General features: G+C 66.6%; 18 protein-coding genes and 2 riboswitches. Of the genes, 6 read left to right on the top strand and 12 right to left on the bottom strand.

Translation table 11 applies throughout. From position 1 onward, the window contains the following. Positions 1-96 precede the first annotated feature (96 nt). Positions 97-1,770: a sensor histidine kinase gene (locus QNO08_RS02330; RefSeq protein WP_229968110.1), complete on the top strand. Its 1,674-nt coding sequence runs from the start codon at positions 97-99 to the stop codon at positions 1,768-1,770. A gap of 23 nt (positions 1,771-1,793) precedes the next feature. Here the strand turns inward: QNO08_RS02330 and fdhD are convergent, their stop codons facing one another. From fdhD to QNO08_RS02285, 9 genes are all read right to left on the bottom strand, one after another. Further along, a complete protein-coding gene (gene fdhD, locus QNO08_RS02325; protein WP_229968108.1) occupies positions 1,794-2,621 on the bottom strand; it encodes a formate dehydrogenase accessory sulfurtransferase FdhD in 828 nt (275 codons plus the stop codon). A 112-nt stretch (positions 2,622-2,733) separates the two neighbouring features. Then, positions 2,734-4,032, bottom strand: coding sequence for a molybdopterin molybdotransferase MoeA (locus QNO08_RS02320; protein ID WP_229968106.1), 1,299 nt, complete (start codon positions 4,030-4,032; stop codon positions 2,734-2,736). Further along, positions 4,022-4,312 (bottom strand): DUF6457 domain-containing protein, encoded by a 291-nt coding sequence (locus QNO08_RS02315; RefSeq protein ID WP_229968104.1) that lies wholly within the window; start codon positions 4,310-4,312, stop codon positions 4,022-4,024. The genes QNO08_RS02320 and QNO08_RS02315 overlap by 11 nt, the downstream gene beginning before the upstream one ends. Then, positions 4,313-5,119, bottom strand: coding sequence for a molybdenum cofactor guanylyltransferase (gene mobA, locus QNO08_RS02310; protein WP_229968102.1), 807 nt, complete (start codon positions 5,117-5,119; stop codon positions 4,313-4,315). Then, positions 5,119-5,619, bottom strand: coding sequence for an HNH endonuclease (locus QNO08_RS02305; RefSeq protein WP_229968100.1), 501 nt, complete (start codon positions 5,617-5,619; stop codon positions 5,119-5,121). Before QNO08_RS02305 ends, mobA begins: the two co-directional genes overlap by 1 nt. A 255-nt stretch (positions 5,620-5,874) precedes the next feature. After that, positions 5,875-6,711, bottom strand: a complete 837-nt coding sequence (locus tag QNO08_RS02300; protein WP_229968098.1) for an NlpC/P60 family protein — start codon at positions 6,709-6,711, stop codon at positions 5,875-5,877. Between the two features lie 33 nt (positions 6,712-6,744). After that, a complete protein-coding gene (locus QNO08_RS02295; protein ID WP_229968096.1) occupies positions 6,745-7,614 on the bottom strand; it encodes an NlpC/P60 family protein in 870 nt (289 codons plus the stop codon). Between the two features lie 3 nt (positions 7,615-7,617). Then, positions 7,618-7,780: riboswitch (cyclic di-AMP (ydaO/yuaA leader) on the bottom strand. A gap of 120 nt (positions 7,781-7,900) precedes the next feature. Beyond that, entirely contained in the window at positions 7,901-8,674 is a 774-nt protein-coding gene (locus tag QNO08_RS02290; RefSeq protein ID WP_229968094.1) for a M23 family metallopeptidase, read from the bottom strand. Between the two features lie 2 nt (positions 8,675-8,676). Next, positions 8,677-8,888: riboswitch (cyclic di-AMP (ydaO/yuaA leader) on the bottom strand. A 65-nt stretch (positions 8,889-8,953) separates the two neighbouring features. Then, positions 8,954-9,652, bottom strand: coding sequence for an iron-dependent transcriptional repressor DtxR (locus QNO08_RS02285; RefSeq protein WP_229968092.1), 699 nt, complete (start codon positions 9,650-9,652; stop codon positions 8,954-8,956). A gap of 244 nt (positions 9,653-9,896) precedes the next feature. On the opposite strand from QNO08_RS02285, the gene serC reads away from it, so the two are divergent. Further along, positions 9,897-11,024, top strand: a complete 1,128-nt coding sequence (gene serC / locus QNO08_RS02280; RefSeq protein ID WP_229968090.1) for a phosphoserine transaminase — start codon at positions 9,897-9,899, stop codon at positions 11,022-11,024. A gap of 139 nt (positions 11,025-11,163) precedes the next feature. Here serC and QNO08_RS02275 read toward each other — a convergent pair whose 3' ends face one another. The 3 genes from QNO08_RS02275 to QNO08_RS02265 form a co-directional block, all read right to left on the bottom strand. Continuing rightward, a complete protein-coding gene (locus QNO08_RS02275; RefSeq protein ID WP_229968088.1) occupies positions 11,164-12,438 on the bottom strand; it encodes an MFS transporter in 1,275 nt (424 codons plus the stop codon). Positions 12,439-12,493: 55 nt separating this feature from the next. Continuing rightward, a complete protein-coding gene (locus tag QNO08_RS02270; RefSeq protein WP_229968086.1) occupies positions 12,494-12,988 on the bottom strand; it encodes a DUF3027 domain-containing protein in 495 nt (164 codons plus the stop codon). Between the two features lie 131 nt (positions 12,989-13,119). Further along, a complete protein-coding gene (locus QNO08_RS02265; protein ID WP_229968084.1) occupies positions 13,120-13,503 on the bottom strand; it encodes a cold-shock protein in 384 nt (127 codons plus the stop codon). Positions 13,504-14,065: 562 nt separating this feature from the next. Here QNO08_RS02265 and QNO08_RS02260 point away from each other — a divergent pair. The 4 genes from QNO08_RS02260 (at position 14,066) to QNO08_RS02245 (ending at position 19,537) form a co-directional block, all read left to right on the top strand. Continuing rightward, a complete protein-coding gene (locus QNO08_RS02260; protein ID WP_229968079.1) occupies positions 14,066-16,498 on the top strand; it encodes a helicase-associated domain-containing protein in 2,433 nt (810 codons plus the stop codon). Further along, positions 16,491-18,137 carry a DNA repair helicase XPB gene (locus QNO08_RS02255; RefSeq protein ID WP_229968077.1) on the top strand — a complete coding sequence of 549 codons (1,647 nt, stop codon included), beginning with the start codon at positions 16,491-16,493 and terminating at the stop codon, positions 18,135-18,137. The genes QNO08_RS02260 and QNO08_RS02255 overlap by 8 nt, the downstream gene beginning before the upstream one ends. 135 nt (positions 18,138-18,272) lie before the next feature. Then, a complete protein-coding gene (locus QNO08_RS02250) occupies positions 18,273-18,827 on the top strand; it encodes a hypothetical protein (protein ID WP_229968075.1) in 555 nt (184 codons plus the stop codon). Continuing rightward, positions 18,824-19,537 carry a response regulator transcription factor gene (locus QNO08_RS02245; RefSeq protein ID WP_229968073.1) on the top strand — a complete coding sequence of 238 codons (714 nt, stop codon included), beginning with the start codon at positions 18,824-18,826 and terminating at the stop codon, positions 19,535-19,537. The genes QNO08_RS02250 and QNO08_RS02245 overlap by 4 nt, the downstream gene beginning before the upstream one ends.

The following is a 19,537-nucleotide window of genomic DNA, read 5'->3' as shown; positions in this document are numbered from 1 at the left end:
CAGCGATGTGTTCCCGGACACTTCCAAAGCTGAGCGCGCTGGTACACTTCCATTCGCTGCACCCTCCCCGGATTCAGCAGTTGACGAAAGGCCTCCATGCCCACGGCGCTACAACCGGTGCAAGCGCCGTCCGGTGACCCCGGCGAGCAGTTTGCCGTAGTAGCCGTCCGGGTCCACGATTGCCGGGCCTCCACTGACTCCGTCCTGCGCGCGGCAGGCCTGACGCCGCTGCATGTCAATAACGAGTCGGACGCCGTTCAGGCGATCTCAGAGCAAGACGTCATGCTGGCCGTCGTCGACTCGGTGATGCTCGCCGCTGCCCGGCCCGACCAGCTCCGCCGGCTCCGGCAGGAACCGGCCGTGGCCGAACTGCCGGTCATTCTGTTGTCCGGTGACGGCAACCTGGATATCGAAGGCATGGTGCAACTCGGCATCACGGAATTTGTGGTGGGCCGGGTGCAGGAAACCGATTTGGCCGCCCGGGTGGCCCTGGTCCTCGCCGGGAGCCAGGCCACCCGCCGCCGCAAAATCGCTGCTGCGCGGCTGCGGGACGATACCCGGGCAATCTCGGCGGCTTTGCGCAGCACCAATGATCCGGAACAGATGGCCGCGCTGGTGGTGCGGGGGCTCGGGGAGACCTTTGCTGCCTGCCAGGTCCGAATGGACACGTTTCCCGATGAGCGCGTCCCTGAGCTGTCGGCGTCCTGGAGCCGGAAGCCCTCGGGGAAGGGCCTTCCCCGGATTCCAATGCCGGAGGCGGCGGATCTTTGTGCCTCTCTTTGGGACCAAGAGACGGTGCTTCGGGTTGAAGACCACCTCATCCTCAATGAACCTGACGGCAAGGTTCTCTCGGCAACCATCCCGGCAGAGCTGCGGACGTCGGTTTTGGCCCCGCTGGCCCACGGCGACAAGGTGCTGGGCTATATCTGGATCGCCGGTACCGCCCCGCGGCACTGGAGCCGGACAGAGCTGTCACTCATTCAGCACGTCTGCGGAAACCTTGCCCACGGCCTGGTGCAGGGGCATCTCATCACCGCCCAGCGCGAGGTGCTGTCCCGGTTGCGGGAACTGGACCAGGCCAAGACCGATTTTGTGGCCACCGTGAACCATGAGCTGCGGACCCCGCTGACCTCGATCACCGGCTATCTTGAGCTGATCTTGGACGGTTCCGCCGGGGAGGTTCCTCCGCACATGGTGCAGATGCTGGAAATTGTGGGGCGCAACGCCGCGCGCCTGAACCAGCTCATTTCCGACCTGCTCACCATTTCCCGCAGCGATGCCCATGCCAGTCTTGCAGTGGAGGAAATCGATCTGGCCGGTCTCCTGGAATCGGTGGCGGCGGCGCTGGCACCGGCTGCCGCAGCGAATGACATTACCCTGCAGCTGGGGCCGGTGGCGGCACCGCTCCTGGTCGACGGAGAAGAGGCGCAGCTGGAACAGGTCTTCACGAACCTGCTCTCCAACGCCGTGAAGTTCACGCGCCCGGGCGGAACGGTGGATGTCCTGAGCGATGTCATCAGCACGGATTCCGGCCCCCAGATCCGGGTCAAGGTGGTGGACAGCGGCATCGGAATCCCCGAGGGCGACATTCCCAAGCTGTTCCGGCGGTTCTTCCGTGCTTCCAATGCCACGGCTGCCGCAATTCCCGGCACCGGTCTCGGCCTGGCCATTGTGCAGGACATCGTCCACCAGCACGGCGGGGAGCTGGCCATCGATTCGGCGGTGGGCCGGGGCACCACGGTCACCGTGCAGGTTCCGGCGCGGCGCTGATCGTTTCGCTGCCCCAGCTGCGGTCAGACCGAAATCCGCTCCGGGAACGCGTAGCAGTTCAGCGACGTCCCGCGGCTGAAGCCCACCAGCGTCATCCCGGCATCCTGTGCCAGCTCCACCGACAACGACGACGGCGCGCTGACGGCCGCCAGCATCGGGATGCCGGCAAGCTGGGCCTTCTGCACCAATTCAAAGGACGCCCGGCCGGAGACCTGGAGGACGGTTCCCCGCAGCGGCAGCCTGCCCGCGCGCAGGGCCCAGCCCACCACTTTGTCCACCGCATTGTGGCGTCCCACGTCTTCGCGCAGGCACAGCAACTCGCCCTCGGCGCTGAACAGCCCGGCGGCATGAACCCCGCCGGTGCGGTCGAAGACCTTCTGCTGCTGCCGCAGCTGGTCCGGCAGTGCCGCCAGTACCGGGAGCGGAACCCGCACGTCGTCGTCGCCCAGCGAGAAGTGGGAGGACTTGCGCACCGCATCGATGGACGCCGTCCCGCAGATGCCGCAGGAACTGGACGTGTAGACATGGCGCTCCATAGCCGTGTCCGGGAGTGCGGTGCCCGGTCGCAGCTGCACATCCACCACGTTGAAGGTCTGCTGTCCGGACTCGTCGACGCCGGCACAGTAGCGCAGGCTGATCAGCTGTCCGGGCTCCCAGATGATGCCTTCCGAGACCAGGAACCCGGCGACAAGGTCAAAGTCATCGCCGGGCGTCCTCATCGTGACGGTAAAGGAACGACCCTCGACCCGGATCTCCAGCGGCTCCTCGCCGGCCAGTATGTCTTCGCGCTTGGTAACTGTTCCGTCCGTCCGGAATTTCGTGATCGATCCGCGCCGGGTAACCCGTCCCATTCCGTCTCCTTAAAAACTCCGTCTCCGTGAGACACGGTGCCCCTTCACCCAGTGCGGCTGGGCTGGAGCAGCGCCTCATCCGAGCCTAGCCGACACCGGCCCGGACGGGCACTCAGTGAGCCGGGGGCTCGTGCACCGTCCAGGGCAGCGGCAGTGCGGTAATCGCTTCATCCTTGGTGCATCCGGATTCCGGGATGACCATGATGGCATCGGCGTCGGCAATTCCGCGCAGCATTCCCGACCGGAAATACTGCGAGGGCAGCGCCCGCCCGTTCTCGATCCGGCAGGGCACCAGACGGGTGCGTCCGGGCAGCGGTTCAATATCCACGCCCACCAGGACGTGGCGCTCCGGCGACAGCGGCGCTCCCCGGAGCCCGTCCAAAAGCGGTGAGAGGACGGTGAAGACAGCCATCATGGCCGCCAGCGGATTGCCGGGCAGAGCCACAAGTAGCCGGCCGTCGGGAAGACGGGCCAGCATGGTTGGGTGCCCGGGACGCATCGCGACGCCGTTGATCAGCATTTCCGCGTCCATGTCCTCCAGCGCCTGGCGCAGGTGGTCGGCCTCGGAGCGGCCGGTGCCGCCGGTGGTGATGAGGACATCCCCCGAGGACATGGCGATGGAGGTCTCGTCGGAAGCATCAGTGCTCAGGGCCGCCACCACGTCCTCATAGCGGTCGGACAGGCGGCGGACCACGTCCATGCGGCCGCCGAGCATGGTCACCAGCTGCGGAAGCTGCGGGCCGAAGGTGTCCCGCACCTGGCCGGACTCCGGCAGCCCGTATTCGATGACTTCGTCGCCGGTCAGCAGAAGCGACACCCGGGGTGCGCGGAGCACCGGCAGGGTATCGTGCCCGCACACTGCGGCAAGCGCGATGTGTGCCGGGTTCAGCCGGGTGCCGCGCCGGATCGTGACTTCGCCTGCGGCTGCTTCCTCTCCCGCGGGCCGGATGTGTTCGCCGGACCGGGGTTCTTCCCCGCGGGCATCGTCGCTGAGGGCGAGCACCGGGTTGACGCCGCCGGTGAGCACGCCGCTTTCGGAGCGCAGCACGCTGTGGGCGCCCAGCGGGATCATGCCGCCCGTCAGGATGGCAACGGCCTGGCCCGGCTGCAGCGGGCGGCGTCCGGACTCCTTGTGGATCTGCCACCGCTCCGTTTTCGGCTCCTGATGCGACACCAGCTGCCACGGCGGCGGACCGGAGACGGCCCAGCCGTCCATCGCCGACGACGCATAATGCGGAATGGGCTGCAAGGCGGTTACGTCCTCGGCGAGGACCTGGCCCAGGGCCTCGGCCAGGGGCACAGTTTCATAGGGCAGCGGGCGGCCCGCTGAGAATGCCAAGCTGCGCGCCTGCTCCCAGGGCGCGTTGGGCTGAAGCGGGAGTATTACGGGGGTGGAATTGTCAGTTGTCATTGGAGTCTCCGGTTTCACCGTAGTTTTTGCATTCACGGGCAGCCGCGCGCATCGCTGCGCCCATGGCGACGTCGTCGTCCGCCTGTCCGCTGCCTGCCGCCAGCCCTGCAGCAAATCCGGCCACAAACGTGGTCAGGGGTGCGGCGGGCCGGACCACCGAGTGAGCCGCGTCTGAGGCCAGCTGCAACACTGCGCCGATATCCACGGCGGTTCCCTCCAGCTCCAAGGCGGTCAGCAGCCTGCCGCACCACGCTTCGAGTTGTTCTTCCTGGCTTGCCATTTACTGCTCCTCTGCTGGCGTTCGCTCGGACGCTGCGGACGCTTCCACGTTACCGGCGCGCCCGGTTCCCACCGACCAGCGCCGGGCATCCTCCCACGTATCAATATCCGCCGTGCTGTGGGCGGGCACCGCAACGCCCCTCCATTGCACCTTAGCAAGGAGCCTCCTCATCGAGAGGTTTTCCAAGCCGCCAGGCCTGTCGGGCTGGTGCACCGCAGCTCCCAGGTGAGCGGTCCGGTACAGGGCCGCCAGCGGCTGCGCCCTGCCGGTTTCATCAAGCGCCAGCAGCGATTCATACCGGTCCACGCGTCCCGGCGCAACCTCCGCTTCGGTGCTCCGGGCGGCGGCCAGGAGCGCCGCGACGGCCCGGGAGATGAACGGCATGTCGCAGGCCAGGACCAGCGTCCAGCCCGGTTGCAGGTGCCCTGCGTGACTGTCCCGTTCCGCCAGCGCTGTCCAGGCAGCCGCCAGGGCTGCCGCCGGCCCGGAGAACGGCGGATCTTCCCGGACCAGCAGCGCGGCACCATGTCCGGACTCCTCCACGACTGCGGACAAGGACGGCGGACCGGCAACGGCGCAGGCGCACGCCCCCGCCGCAGCGTCCAGTGCGGCCGCCAGCAGCGTCCGGCCGGAGGCCTGCAGCAGTGCCTTTGGTGTTCCGTCCAGCCGCGAGGACCGCCCGCCGGCCAAGATAACGGCGTTGAAGCGCGGACGGTCACCGGTGCGGGAAAGGTCCTCCGAGCTGGAAAGCTCTTTCGAGCGGGGAGAATTGTTGCAGCGGGAAGAGCCGCCGCGCGGCAGGGGCATCACGCGGCGGTGCCGGCGTCAAGGAACTCGTCCCACTGCGGTGCCGGGCGTTCGAGTTCACGGATTTGCCAGCGCGCTCCGCGCGGCGGCTGGGGAAGGAAGCGCAGCTGCCAGCCCAGCTGGTTCAGGGTCCGGTCCCCCTTGGCGTTGTTGCAGCGCAGGCAGCACGCGACCATGTTCTCCCAGCTGTCGCCCCCTCCGCGGGACTTGGGCAGGACGTGATCGACTGTCGAAGCGGCCTTGCCGCAGTAGGCGCACTGATGTCCGTCGCGGCGCAGTACGCCCCGCCGGGTGGCTGACGTGCCTTCCCGATACGGAATCTTCACGTATCGATGCAGCAGGATGACCGACGGGCGGGGAAGGATCTCGGTGGGGCCCACCACGGGATCGCCGCTTTCCGCGACAACACTGGCCTTCCCGGACAGCACCAGTACCAGTGCCCGGCGGAAGGTCACCACGGCCAGCGGCTCGTAGCCGGCATTCAGGACGAGAGTGCGCATGCACATTCCTCTTCGCATGCCCGTCGGCGGTGCCAGCCCGTCGGCGGAGGACGGTACTTCGGATGATCTATGGAAAAGAGTATGCCCCGATCCGGATCTTGGCCATTTTTCTGCGGCGGCGAGGAGTCAAAGCGGCGGCACTCAGTTAAAGGCACTCAGTTAATAAAGGCACTCGGTTAAAAGAGTCAAGGGCCCTTCCCGCGGGAAGAGCCCTTGATCACCGGTCAGAACCGGCGGAAATGCAGTGGTGCGGTCCTAGCCGACCCGGATGTAAACTCCGCCGGAGCCCAGCTCGGCCGGCGCAACAACGGTGGAACCACCGTTGTATCCGCCGTGGATGGCCTGGCCGTTGCCAATGTAGACAGCAATGTGAGCCATGCCCATGCCGCCGTCGGCGTAGTAGATCAGGTCGCCGGCAACGGCCTGCGAAGCGCTGACGGTGCTGCCCAGTGACAGGTAGCCGGCGGGCCAGTCGTGGAAGCTGATGCCTGCTGCAGCCAGCGAATTGGTTACCAGCATGGTGCAGTCCTGCGAGACGCCCAGCTGTGCGTAGGCGGCCGCTGCGATAATCGCTGCGGTGCCCGACGACGCAGCAGGGGCTTCCTGCCGGGCGGGAGCAGCCACAGCCGGAGCAGCCGCACCCGCGGCCGGCACGGCTGCGAGTGCTTCACCCGGCTGGGCTGCGAGTGCTTCACCCGGCTGGGCTGCGAGTGCTTCACCTGGCGCGGCTGCGTCCAGCGTTGCCGCCGGCCGGGCCTGAACGGCAACCTGGGCCTGCGGCGCAGGCTCGGGGGCCACGATGACGCCGGCCACTGCCGGTCGGTCAAAGTTCACCGTTGCGGTTTCCGGAACTGTCAGCGGAGCAGCCGAGGACAGGTCCAGGGTGCTGGTCTGGACGTTGCGGACCAGGTCTGATCCGGAAGCGTTGGCGGCGACGCCGGTGCTCAGGACAAGTCCCGAGGCGGCGACGACGACAGCTGCCTGGCGTCCGACAGTTCCCGCGTTGGCGGTCATTGCCTGGGCCAGTGCGGTCAGCGGTGCGGTACGTGCCACCGGCGCCCGGTGGCGGGCGCGCTCAGTTGTCGATGTCATGCGGCTGCGATCTCCGTTAGGTGACAACTGGGCTTAGCTGACGCGGACGAAGCTTGCGCCGCCGAGGTAGGACAGCGGGTGCAGCACGGTGTTCATGCCGTCGAAGCCGCCGCTGATGACCTGGCCGTTGCCGACGTAGATCGCTACGTGGCCGGAAGTGATGACGAGGTCACCGGGCTGGGGAGAGCCGACAACCGAGCCGTAGGCGTAGAACTGTGCCGGTGCAAGGTCTCCCACGGACTTACCGATGGAACGAAGCGCCTTCTCAACCATGGCGGTGCAGTCCTGCGCAACGCCGATCTGGCTGTAGGCGGAGGCCACGAGGGCCGCGCCTGCTCCGCTGGAGGCGACGGGGGCCGGAGCCGGCGTCGCTGCTGCGGGGGCGGCCGGGCCGGCGGAAGGTGCCGCAGCGGGGGCTGCGGCTGCCGGGGCTGCGGCTGCAGAGGCTGCGACTGCCGGGGCTGCGTAGGCCTTGGTGCTCACGGCGGCCTGCTGGGCCTGAAGGGCGGCAGCCTGCTTTGCCTGCGCTGCTGCCTGCTCCTGTGCAACAACTGCGGCGGCGGCGGCGGCTTCGTCTGCTGCAACCTGCGCGCGGTAGTCGGCTCCGGAAACCGAGGAAACGGATTCCAGCGTTGCCAGTTCAAACGGCGCCTGCGCGGAAACCGAAACGGCTCCGGTGGAGGTCACGACGCTCAGCGGCGTGGCTTCCAGTGCCTGGCGATCGGTGTTGGCGGCTGCCTGGGCGGGAAGGCCCGCGGCCAGTACGAGGCCGGAAGCGGCGACGACGACTGCGGCCTGGCGGCCAATGGTTCCAGCGTTGGAGGTAACGGCCCGGGATAGTGCTGAAATTGGGCTCGTCTGGGTGGTGGCCGCGCGACGACGGCCATGAGCTACTGATGACACAAGTTTGCCTCTCCCAATGCCTACGAGGTGAGCTGTCGGATTCGGATGGGAGTCACCCGGTTGCTGGACCGCCAGGCCCGTGCAACTTAACCCCTAGGGTTTCTTGCGAAACCCGAATGTGGTTCCCCCGCCTCTGCCATGCGATGTTGCGAACGGATCTCAAACAGTGGCAGAGCTCGGCGATCTGTTCGAGAGTGCCCGATCTTTGGCCGATCGGGCACGAGGAAGAGCGTACAACAACATTTGACCAATGTCACGTTCCGGTCACGGAATGGTTTACCTGCGGTTACAGCCAGCCCAACGGGTCCACTACGTCGCCGTTAACCATGACCTCAAAGTGCAGGTGGCAGCCGGTGGACGCGCCCGTGGTGCCGCTGGCACCCACCAGGTCTCCGCGCTCCACCGTGGCGCCAACGCCAACCGCAAGGTTGGACATGTGGTTGTAGGTGGTCTCCACGCCGTTGCCGTGGTCCACGACGACGCGGTTTCCGCCGCCGCCGCCGTGCCAGCCGGCAAAGGTCACCGTTCCGGAGGCAGCGGCCGTAACATCGGTGCCGCAGGCCGCGGCGAAGTCCTGGCCGCGGTGCAGTTCGCCGGCGCTGCCGGTGATGGGGCTGACCCGGTAGCCGAACCCTGAGGTCTGAACCAGATCCGAGGCCAGCGGTGTGGCCAGGGTCCCCTTGGCGGCGCCCGCGGCAACTTCACTGCCCGCAGCCACGACGACCTGGCGCAGCTTCGCATCCGGATCGGACTTGCTGGTCAGCGCGGCGCGTTCGAACTCAACTGTTGCATTGGGGTCAGCGGAAACCACCACTGCTTCCTCAACGGCTGCGGTCTGCATCTCTTCGACCGGCTCAGGGACCGCTGCGGTAGTGGGGAGGGCGACGGTAAGGATCAGGCCCGACGTCGCGGCGGTGATGGCAACTTTCTGGGCTGCACCACCGAAGGAGCTGGGTTTTGTTTCGGCCCGGCGGCGGCCCGATGGTTGGCCGTTCCGTGGGCGCGGGGCCGTAACCGGAGCGGACGCGCGGCGCCTGCCCGGGGCAGCATGCTTCGACAAGGTATACCTCTCTCATATGCCTGCGAAGTTAGCTGTCGGATTCGAGTAGAGAATACTCGGCCCCCACTCACCACAGGCCGCGGCGTACGCGGCGGTGTGCTGATGCTGGAGGCTTCACCCCAAGGCAGCTGTGGCTGCCAGTTGATGGGTCCTCCGCCCCTGCCTGAACGGTATGCAATTCCGGGCCAGTGGCAGGGTTCGGCGTAAGGCCCGGATAACGGTGTTATTTCAACGTCAGTTAGTCACTATAGGGGAAGCCCGACAAAAGAGACCATTCCGTTATCCTGCTGTGGACACAAAGACGTGCGCGGCCACCTCTGGAGGCAGTTCCAGGGCACCTTCGATGCCGGGAACGCGCACGGAGATGTAACCCGCCACGACCTCCGCCGTCAGCTCGGCGCCGGGGCGCAATCCGGCCTCGTCCAGCTGGGTCAGCAGTTCCGGCTCCACCTGCACCGGCTCCGCCAAGCGGACCAGCTTCAGCTTGGTTCCGGGATCGGCGGCAGCCACGGCCGCCACGAGGTTGGTGACTCCGTGGTGAAAGAGTTCAGCAGGCACGCCGCCGATCTGTTCGAGCCCGGGAATCGGGTTGCCGTACGGCGACTCGCTGGGGCGGCCCAGGAGCTCATAGAGGCGGCGCTCAACCCGCTCGCTCATGACATGCTCCCAGCGGCAGGCTTCGTCATGGACGTAGGCCCAGTCCAGGCCAATCACGTCCGACAGCAGCCGTTCGGCCAGCCGGTGCTTGCGCATCACCTCGGTGGCACGCCGGCGGCCCAGCTCGGTGAGCTCCAGGTGCCGGTTTCCCGAGACCACCACGAGCCCGTCCCGTTCCATGCGGCCGATGGTCTGGGACACCGTCGGGCCGGAATGCCGCAGCCGTTCGGCGATCCGCGCCCGGAGAGCGACAATGTTCTCTTCCTCGAGCTCCAGGATGGTGCGCAGATACATCTCGGTAGTGTCGATGAGGTCCGTCATGGCAGGCCGCTCCTATTACTCGTGCGGAAGATTACTCGTGCGAAAGGTTCAGGAGAACAACGGCGGACGCCCCCGCCCGTGGTCATTATTGCCCCTTACGTTAGCTTATTTGTACAGAGTGCAGATAATTCCGCGAGTCGCCGCACTCCCGCTGCCGGCGGTAACGAATGGCTGGGAGCCGGGGCGGTGGGGCAGAATGGAAAAGCACATCAGAGCACCCTGCCTACCGCTTGGAGCGATACCCATGGGCGAAACCGCCGCACTCAAGATTCCCGCTGAACTCCTTCCCCTGGACGGGCGGTTCGGTGCCGGCCCCTCGAAGGTGCGTCCGGAGCAAATTGAGGCCCTGTCCCGCGCCGGTGCCAACCTGCTGGGCACCTCGCACCGGCAGGCTCCCGTGCGGAACCTCGTCAGCAGCATCCGTGAAGGACTCTCCGGCCTGTTTGGCGCCCCGAACGGGTATGAAGTAGTTCTCGGTGTCGGCGGGTCCACGGCATTCTGGGACGTTGCATCCTTCGGCCTGGTGGAAAACAAGGCCCAGCACCTGTCCTTTGGCGAGTTCGGGTCCAAATTCGCAGCCGCCACCAACAAGGCGCCCTTCCTGGCCGGCTCCTCCATCATTAAGGCAGAGCCCGGTACGCGGCCCGAGCCGGTGGCCGAAGCGGGCGTGGATGTGTACGCCTGGCCCCAGAACGAGACCTCCACCGGTGTCGCCGCCCCGGTGCATCGCGTGCAGGGGGCCGACGACGGCTCCCTGGTCCTGATCGATGCCACCTCTGCCGCGGGCGGCCTGCACGTGGACCTGGCCGAATCCGACGTCTACTACTTTGCGCCGCAAAAGAACTTTGCCTCCGACGGCGGTCTGTGGCTGGGCATGTTCTCCCCCGCGGCGCTGGAACGGGCCGCACGGATCAATTCCACGGACCGCTGGATCCCGGACTTCCTGAACCTGCAGACAGCCATCGACAACTCACGGCTGAACCAGACGTACAACACGCCGTCGTTGTCCACGCTGGTGACCCTCAACGCACAGATTGAATGGCTGAACGCGAACGGCGGCCTGAAGTTCGCCACCGACCGCACCGCCGATTCGGCGGGCAGGATCTACTCCTGGGCGCAGGCCTCACCTGTGGCCACACCGTTCGTGGCCCGCCCCGAGGACCGGTCGAACGTCATCGCCACCATCGATTTTGACGACAGCATAGATGCCGCAGCCATCGCCAAGACGCTGCGCGCCAACGGCATCGTGGACGTGGAACCGTACCGCAAGCTCGGCCGCAATCAGCTGCGCATCGCCACCTTCGTGGCCATCGAACCGGATGACGTCAGCGCACTGCTGAAGTGCATTGACTTCGTGATCGAGAATTCGTAGCTCAAAGACATCCCGGCCTAAGAACTCCAGGCCCAAGAACTTCCGGCCCAGATGAAAGGCCGGCCGCTTCCGCGGCCGGCCTTTTGCTTGCCCGAACCGGCACCGCGGTTCAGCAGGGCAGGACACTGCACCGTGTCAACTACACCGTGTCCGGGTCAGGATCCGTTTCACGAGTGGTCAGATGCAGCCGGCGGGGCCGCGTGCGGTCATAGGAAATGCGCAAGTGATGTGACCGCCAGGCCCAAATAAAGCCCAGCAGCGCCGCGATCAGGCCCGAAGCCGCAGCGACCCCCAAGCTCCAGCGCGGGCCAAAGCTGTTGGACACCCAGCCCACCAGCGGGGCACCGAGGGGCGTGCCGCCCATGAAGATGGCGAAGTACAGCGCCATGACTCGTCCGCGCATCACCGGTTCGGTGGTTGTCTGGACATAGGCGTTGGCACTGGTCATCAGCGTCAGGGCAAAAAGACCCACCGGAATCAGGGAGAGCGCAAACCACAGCAGCGTGGGAGCTGCGGCGGCAAGCAGGCAGGCCAGCCCGAACGCTCCGGCCGCTCCGAAGATAAACCGCAGCCGGGGTTTGTCCCTCCGTGCCGAGAGCAGCGCCCCGGACACGGATCCGATGGCCATCACTGAGTTCAGCAGCCCGAAGACTCCGGCGTCCTGCCCAAACTCGGTGCGGGCCATGGCCGCGATGTAGACCGCGAAGTTCAGTCCGAAGGTGCCGACAATGAAAATGGCCAGCAGCACCATCATCAGGTCGGGGCGGTAGCGGACATACCGCAGCCCAGCCCTGATGCGGCCCTTCCCCGGAGGCGACTTGGGCAGGACCCGCAGTTCGCTGCTGCGCATCTTGAGCAGCGCCAGGACCATCGCCGCAAAGGTCAGGGTATTGATGAGGAAGACCCAGCCCGGCCCCACGGCGACCGTGAGCAGGCCGGCCACAGCCGGACCAACCATGCGTGCACCGTTAAAGGAGGCGCTGTTCAGTGCGACGGCGTTGGGCAGGTCAGTTTCTTCGACGACTTCCGAGACGAAACTCTGCCGTGCCGGTGCATCCACTGCCGAGACCACGCCCAGTGCCAGGGCAAAGGCGTAGACATGCCACAGCTGGGCGGCCCCGGAGAGCACCAGCACCCCCAGCCCCAGGCCCAGTGCGGCCATGGCCACCTGGGTGAAGAGCAGTACCTTTCGCCGGTTGTAGGTGTCGGCGATCAGCCCGGCCCACGGTGCCAGCAACAGCTGCGGGCCGAGCTGCAGCGCCATGACGATGCCCATGGCGGCCGCATCCTGCTCCGTGAGGATGTCGTAAACCAGCCAGTCCTGGGCGGTCCGCTGCATCCAGGTGCCGATGTTCGACACCAAGGCGCCCAGAAACCAGATGCGGTAGTTAAAGAGCCGAAGCGAACGGAACACCGTTCACCACCGGCCTAAGGAATTGTGGATGACGCCTGCCCCCGGACCCACTGGACTAGTAGTCCTCCCGGGTTCCTGCCTTGTCGCGGCCGGCAGGGGGTTCCGCACCGCCGTCGTCATTCGTGTCGTCATTCCCGGAATGATTGTCCGGTGCGCCGTCGTTCCCGGAATGATTGTCCCCGGCTTCAGCGAGCGCAGCGGCGCGCTCCTGCGCCTGGGCAGCTTCCTCCGCCGCGACGTCTTCCGGGCGCAGCCGGTCCGACCACGGCACCCATTCCGGGGCCAGGACCGCGTTTTCCGACGGCAACAGCCCGACTTCGCAGACCGTGGCCACCTTGCCGCGCGGCACGCGCGCTACCGTGGCGTACCACTGCCAGCCGTTGTACCCCGGACGCAGCGCCTCGAAACGGTGCGTGACCAGGCGTTCGGCGTCGGGGAAGGCCCCCGCGTAGGTGCCGATCTGCTCAGCCGGAACCACTTCCAGGAGCCCGGCCCGGGCCGTCTCGACTGCAGCGGCCAGCAGGGCATCAGGTTTGGACGGACGGCGCACAGCGCGCCTGGGTGCCTTCGCCGGAGCTGATTCAGCCTGCTCAGCCGAGGAGGCTGGTTCATTCCGGGAGGTTTGCTCAGTAACAGCTTCAGAGGATGATGTTGCGCTCATGGTCATGCAGCGGCTCCGCCTTATACGTCCAGATCATCGGCAACGGCGCGCAGAACGGCCGCAACCTTGGTGGCATGCTTCTTGTCGGGGTAACGGCCCTTGCGCAGGCCGTTCGAGACTGCATCCAACAGTTTAATAAGGTCTTCAGTAATAACAGCCATGTCGTCGGCGCTCTTGCGCGTGGCCCGAGCCACCGACGGCGGGGCCTCCAGGATGCGGGCCGAAAGCGCCTGCGGTCCCCGGCGGCCGTCGGCTACGCCGAACTCCATTCGGGTACCCGGCTTCACCTCGGTCACACCGGGCGGAAGGGCCGAGGCATGAAGGAAAACTTCCTGTCCCTCGTCCGTGGCCAGGAACCCAAAACCTTTACCAGTGTCGAACCACTTGACCTTGCCGATGGGCACTTCGGTTACCTCGTTCTTAGCTAATGAGTGCGGCAGCAGAAACTGCCGCAGTGTTCCGCAACCCGCAGTGCCAGCCGTGTGCCGGAGTCCACGGCCCGGTACTCCCAGAGGTACTGGGTTCGTCCAGATGCTGTTCTTCCAGATACTACGGGAGAGATACTACGGGGAAGTCTGTTTCCTTTAGAATATCCCGCCCGGGTATTCGTTCCCGGTGCCGGGCCTTTGGACCGGCTCATTTCCGCTGTTAGCGTTAAGCGCCATGGACACCAGCACACCTTCCCCCGGACGGGCACCGCACCGAACTGCACCGGAAGGGCCGCGGTGGCGCCGGATCCTGACCGGAGCGGCGGCCCTGATCGCGGTGGCGGGATTGCTCTGCCTCTGTGCCGTCCTGCTCTCGGGACTGCGCGGAGAGAGCGTCTGGCCGGGCTTCGCCGCTGGCGCCTTTTACGGCCTCCCCGTCGCATTCCTCCTAATGGCAGGCCTGGTAATTGATGGAATCCGCCGCAGGCGACGCGGCTGATCCGTCCATTTTGCTGCCGCGTCGGGTAACGTGGAGACGATGTCCGCGATCCGAGCTTTAGCCGAAGATCTAGCTGCACGCAGCGATGACCAGCTGCGTGAATTGCTTGCGGCCAGACCGGATCTGATCCTGCCCCCGGTTCCCGATTTTCAGGCCCTCGCCGCCCGTGCCTCCACCCGGATCAGTGTCCAGCGGGCGCTGGAAAAACTGACGTCTCCGGAGCTGCAGGTTCTCGAGGCCGTCGACCTGACCACCAACGAGGACTCCCACCTCAGCACCACCGCTTCATGGCTGAAAAGCGCCATCGCCGGTTCGACCATCAAGTCGCTGGATTCCATCCTGAATCACCTGCATGCCCTGGCACTGCTGCGCCGTGCCACACCCCATCCCGGCGCACCCAAGGCCGACGCCGGCCGCCGGTTCTATCTGCCCGTCGCGGTCCTCGGCGAAGCGCTGGGCGCGTATCCGGCGGGCCTGGGCCGCCCGTATTCCACCCTGGCAGTGCAGCATCCGGAATTCGGCCAGCGTCTGGTCGGAATCGTGGAGGGACTGCGCCGGAGCGGCATCGCGATGGAGCGGGCCGACACCCCCATCACCGCTGCACACTCCCTGCACCATCTGGTGTCGGACCCGGCCGGCTGGGCAACGCTGATGGCCGACGCCCCGGCTCAGACCCTGGACCTGCTGCGGCGCTTCAAGTACTCCCCCGTCGGCGCCATCCCGAAAAAGGCCGCCATGGGCCGTGCCGTGCTGGACAACCCCTCTCCCACCCCGGTGGAGTGGCTAATGGCCCGCGGCCTGCTGGTTCCCTTGGATGCACTGCACGTCGAACTTCCCCGTCCGGTGGGGCAGGCGTCCCGCGGCCATGTCATCGTCTCCGATTTCAAGCTCCAACCACCGGCTCCGGTGACCCGCCGGGTCGCGGACAACGTCCGTGACAACGCCGCCTTCGGCGCAGTGGCGGAAACCCTCCGCCTGGTCACTGAGCTCGTGGCGGTCGCGAAGTCCACCCCCGTCGGCACCCTCCGTTCAGGCGGCGTCGGGGTGCGGGAAGTGCGCCGCGTTTCGGAGGCCCTTCGCATCGACGCCCCCGCCACCGCATGGCTGCTCGAACTTGCCGCCCTGGCCGGGCTGCTGTCCCTGGATGTCACGACGTCGCGGTGGTGCGCCACGGAAGGCAGCTGGCTGACCTCGGACCGGCAGGACCAGTGGAAGCAACTGGTCTCAGCCTGGCTGGATGCAGATCGTGCCCCCTCGCTGGTCGGCAGCCCGCTCCCCGGCGGCGGAGCGATCAATGCCCTGGCCGCTGAGGCGTCCCGGCCGGACGCTCCCCTGGTGCGGCAGCGGGCCCTGGAAATGCTCGCCCAGCTGGCCGACGACGACGTCCGTGAGGAAGGCACTACCGGTGCCCTCGACGCCGAGGCACTGGTCAGCGCCCTGACCTGGCACCAGCCGCGGCTTCAGCGGCGGTTCGCGCGTTTGGTGCCGGGAATCCTAAAGGAAGCAGCCCAGCTGGGTCTGCTGGGTTCCGGGGCCCTGACCGATCTGGGGGCCGCGGTGGCCCGCAGTGACTGGGACGGCGCGCTGGAGCGTCTGCGCGATGCTCTTCCGGAACCGCTGAACGCGTTCCTGCTGCAGGCGGACCTGACTGCGGTGGCCCCCGGCTATCTGGAACCCGGCGTCGCGCGCCGGTTGGCGTCCATCTCCGACGCCGAGGGCCAGGGGCCGGCCGCGATCTACCGGTTCTCAGCTGATTCCATCCGCAGGGCTCTGGACGCCGGGCAGGACGCCGCCGGAATCTTGGATTTCCTGCGCCGGCATTCCGCCACGGAGGTTCCCCAGCCGCTGAAGTATCTGGTGGAGGACACTGCTTCCCGCTACGGACGCCTGCGGGTGGGCGCCGCGGCGTCCTACCTGCGCAGCGACGATGAAGACGGCCTCACCGGGCTGCTTGCAGACCCGCGCACTGCTTCCCTGGGCCTGGTGCGGCTGTCGGCCACCGTCGTCGGGTCGGTCGCCAGCGCCCAGGAACTCTCCTACACCCTGCGCGAGCTCGGCTATGCACCGGCGCTGGAGGGGCGTGCCCGGCCGGTGGCCGGGTCCCACGCGCATCCCCCGGTGACTGTGGCACCGACGTCGAAAACCCGGCTCAACCCCTGGGAACTGACCGACGACGACGTCGCGAACCAGCTGGCAGCCCTCCGCGGCGAGGGGCCGCCGGTGGCCGGCCGCAGTGAAAGCGAGCCGCTCGTCGGCCTGGAGATCCTGCGCGAGGCCATCCGGACCCGAAGCTCGGTCCGGATGGGCGTGGTGGACGGCCAGGGGAATCAGCGGCAGGAAATCTTTGTTCCTTTATCAGTCACCGACGGCCGGGTGCGGGTCTTTGACCCCCGCCGGGACGTAGAGAGAGTGGTGTCGGTGCACCGAATCATGGATGTGGAAATAGTGGAGGATACCCCGGCGCATGGCTGACGGACCGTTGATTGTCCAGAGTGACAAAACCATTCTGCTGGAAGTGGACCATCCCCAGGCGACCGAGGCCCGGCATGCCATCGCGGCCTTTGCCGAGCTGGAGCGCGCCCCGGAACATATCCACAGCTACCGGCTGACCCCGCTGGGATTGTGGAACGCCCGGGCCGCAGGGCTCGACGCCGAGCAGGTTCTGAACACGCTGCTGAGCTACTCCCGTTTCCCGGTGCCGCACTCGCTGCTGGTGGACATCGAGGAAACGATGTCCCGGTACGGGCGGCTGCGCCTGGAAAAGGATCCGCTGCACGGCCTGGTGCTGCGCACCACCGACTATCCGGTGCTGGAGGAAGTCCTGCACGCCAAGAAGATCCAGCCGCTGCTGGGCCCGCGGATCGACGGCGAAACCGTGGTGGTGCAGTCCTCGATGCGGGGCCAGCTCAAGCAGCTGCTGCTCAAGCTGGGCTGGCCGGCTGAGGATCTGGCGGGCTACGTGGACGGCGCTCCGCATCCCATCCTGCTTAACGAGGACGGGTGGGCGCTGCGCCCTTATCAGAAGCTGGCCACTGAGAACTTCTGGGCCGGCGGTTCCGGCGTCGTCGTCCTGCCCTGCGGTGCGGGCAAGACCCTGGTCGGTGCCGCCGCCATGGCCACCAGCTGCACGACCACCCTGATCCTGGTCACCAACACCGTTTCCGCCCGGCAGTGGAAGGATGAGCTGCTCAAGCGCACCTCCCTGACCGAGGACGAAATCGGCGAGTACTCCGGCGCGGTCAAGGAAGTCCGTCCGGTCACCATCGCCACCTACCAGGTGCTGACGCTCAAGCGCGGCGGGCTGTATCCGCACATGGAACTGCTGGATGCGAACGACTGGGGCCTGATCATCTACGACGAGGTGCACCTGCTGCCCGCGCCGATCTTCCGGATGACCGCAGATCTGCAGGCGCGCCGCCGGCTCGGCCTGACCGCCACCCTGGTGCGGGAGGACGGCCGCGAGGGCGAGGTCTTTTCGCTGATCGGTCCCAAGCGCTACGACGCACCGTGGAAGGACATCGAGGCACAGGGTTACATCGCGCCGGCCGAGTGCGTCGAGGTCCGGGTGGACCTGCCCCGGGACGAGCGGGTGGCCTACGCCATGGCCGAGGACGGCGACAAGTACCGGCTGTGCTCCACCTCCGAGACCAAGTCCGCCGTCGTCGAACAGTTGGTGCGCCGGCACGCCGGGGAGCAGACGCTGGTGATCGGCCAGTACCTGGACCAGCTGGACGAGCTGGCCGAACGGCTGGACGCCCCGGTGATCAAGGGCGACACCCCGGTCAAGGAACGCCAGCGGCTGTTCAACGAATTCCGTGAGGGGCGCCTGAACACGCTGGTGGTGTCCAAGGTCGCGAACTTCTCCATCGACCTGCCCGAGGCCTCGGTGGCGGTGCAGGTCTCCGGCTCCTTCGGCTCCCGGCAGGAAGAGGCCCAGCGGCTCGGGCGGCTGCTGCGGCCCAAGGCCGACGGCAAGTCAGCCCACTTCTACACCGTCGTGGCCCGGGACACCCTGGACCAGGACTTCGCGGCGAAGCGCCAGCGGTTCCTCGCGGAACAGGGCTACGCCTATTCCATCCTGGACGCCTCGGATATCGAAAAGCCCGTCTAGCGCTCCGGACGCAGCTTCAATTCCTCCGGCGCGGCACCATCCCGGCACTGGAGTCGGCAGTATCGTGGGGCTCCTGCGCGGAGATCCGCAGCGCAGGATGCCCAGCGACGCTGTAAAGGAGTTCTGAGATTCTCAATGGCAAGTGAGATTTTGGTCTGGCTGGGAATTTATGCGTTGGCGGCAGCCATGCTGGTCCCTGGTATCGCTGCCTACCGGGGCATCTGGCGCCGGTGGGCCCCGCAGCAGCAGCCCTACGAACTGGGTAACCACTCCTACTTCGGCTTCACCATGTTTTATGGCGGGCTGCTGATTGCGATCGGCATGACGGGAACCATATTCACCGTGCTGGGGGCACCTCAATTCGTCAGCGACACCCTCCTCCTGGCGGGAGCGCTGGTGCTGATGCTGGTTGTAGCCTCGGTGATCCATCTGCCGCGGGTTCTCTTGCCGTCCTGGTACTGCCAGTGGGTGGACGCCGGGGCCCGCGAGGACGATGTGCTGCTCGCCGGCAGCAATCCCTATACCTGGGTGTTTCGCAGTCGTGCCGGAAGGCAGGACACGAAACGCGCCGCTCCTGCGCCCGACGGTTCCGCAAACCGGCAAACCGGACCGGTTCACTGGACACTTTCAGTATCCATCGTGCGTCCCTACAGACAACGCACAGCTAAATGTAAGAAACTGGGGAAGTGAATAAATCATCCGGACCTGAAGCTCGTCTCCTCGTAGTGGATGATGAGCCCAATATTCGCGAACTGCTGTCCACCTCGCTACGCTTCGCCGGCTTCGACGTCGTCGCCGCAGCCAACGGCCGCGAGGCCCTGGCCGCCGTCGACGCCCACACCCCGGACCTCGCTGTCCTGGACGTGATGCTGCCGGACATGGACGGATTCACCCTGACCCGGCGGCTGCGCGCGGCCGGCCAGCACTTCCCGGTGGTCTTCCTGACCGCGCGCGACGACACAGAGGACAAGGTCACCGGCCTGACCGTGGGCGGCGACGACTACGTCACCAAGCCGTTCAGCCTCGACGAAGTGGTGGCCCGAATCCGCGCCGTGCTGCGGCGCACCCAGCCGATGGACGACGACGACGCCGTCCTCCGCGTGGATGACCTCGAGCTCGACGACGACGCCCACGAGGTGCGCCGCGGCGGCGTCACCGTTGACCTCTCCCCCACCGAGTTCAAGCTGCTGCGCTATCTGATGCTCAATCCCAACCGGGTGCTGTCCAAGGCCCAGATCCTGGACCACGTCTGGGAATACGACTTCAACGGCGATGCCTCCATCGTGGAGTCCTACATTTCGTACCTGCGCCGCAAGATCGACCGCAGTCCGGATGCTCCGGCTTTGATTCAGACCAAGCGCGGCGTTGGCTACCTGCTGCGCACGTCGGAGAAGCGCTAA

The sequence above is a fragment of the Arthrobacter sp. zg-Y820 genome (assembly GCF_030142155.1).
Lineage (GTDB): Bacteria > Actinomycetota > Actinomycetes > Actinomycetales > Micrococcaceae > Arthrobacter_B.
This window is presented reverse-complemented; position numbering and strand designations above follow the sequence as displayed.

Coding starts and splice junctions, on each gene's coding strand:
- QNO08_RS02330 (WP_229968110.1), top strand. CDS start 97: ATGCCCACGGCGCTACAACCGGTGCAAGCGCCGTCCGGTGACCCCGGC.
- fdhD (WP_229968108.1), bottom strand. CDS start 2,621: ATGGGACGGGTTACCCGGCGCGGATCGATCACGAAATTCCGGACGGAC.
- QNO08_RS02320 (WP_229968106.1), bottom strand. CDS start 4,032: ATGACAACTGACAATTCCACCCCCGTAATACTCCCGCTTCAGCCCAAC.
- QNO08_RS02315 (WP_229968104.1), bottom strand. CDS start 4,312: ATGGCAAGCCAGGAAGAACAACTCGAAGCGTGGTGCGGCAGGCTGCTG.
- mobA (WP_229968102.1), bottom strand. CDS start 5,119: ATGCCCCTGCCGCGCGGCGGCTCTTCCCGCTGCAACAATTCTCCCCGC.
- QNO08_RS02305 (WP_229968100.1), bottom strand. CDS start 5,619: ATGCGCACTCTCGTCCTGAATGCCGGCTACGAGCCGCTGGCCGTGGTG.
- QNO08_RS02300 (WP_229968098.1), bottom strand. CDS start 6,711: ATGACATCGACAACTGAGCGCGCCCGCCACCGGGCGCCGGTGGCACGT.
- QNO08_RS02285 (WP_229968092.1), bottom strand. CDS start 9,652: ATGACGGACCTCATCGACACTACCGAGATGTATCTGCGCACCATCCTG.
- serC (WP_229968090.1), top strand. CDS start 9,897: ATGGGCGAAACCGCCGCACTCAAGATTCCCGCTGAACTCCTTCCCCTG.
- QNO08_RS02260 (WP_229968079.1), top strand. CDS start 14,066: ATGTCCGCGATCCGAGCTTTAGCCGAAGATCTAGCTGCACGCAGCGAT.
- QNO08_RS02255 (WP_229968077.1), top strand. CDS start 16,491: ATGGCTGACGGACCGTTGATTGTCCAGAGTGACAAAACCATTCTGCTG.
- QNO08_RS02250 (WP_229968075.1), top strand. CDS start 18,273: ATGGCAAGTGAGATTTTGGTCTGGCTGGGAATTTATGCGTTGGCGGCA.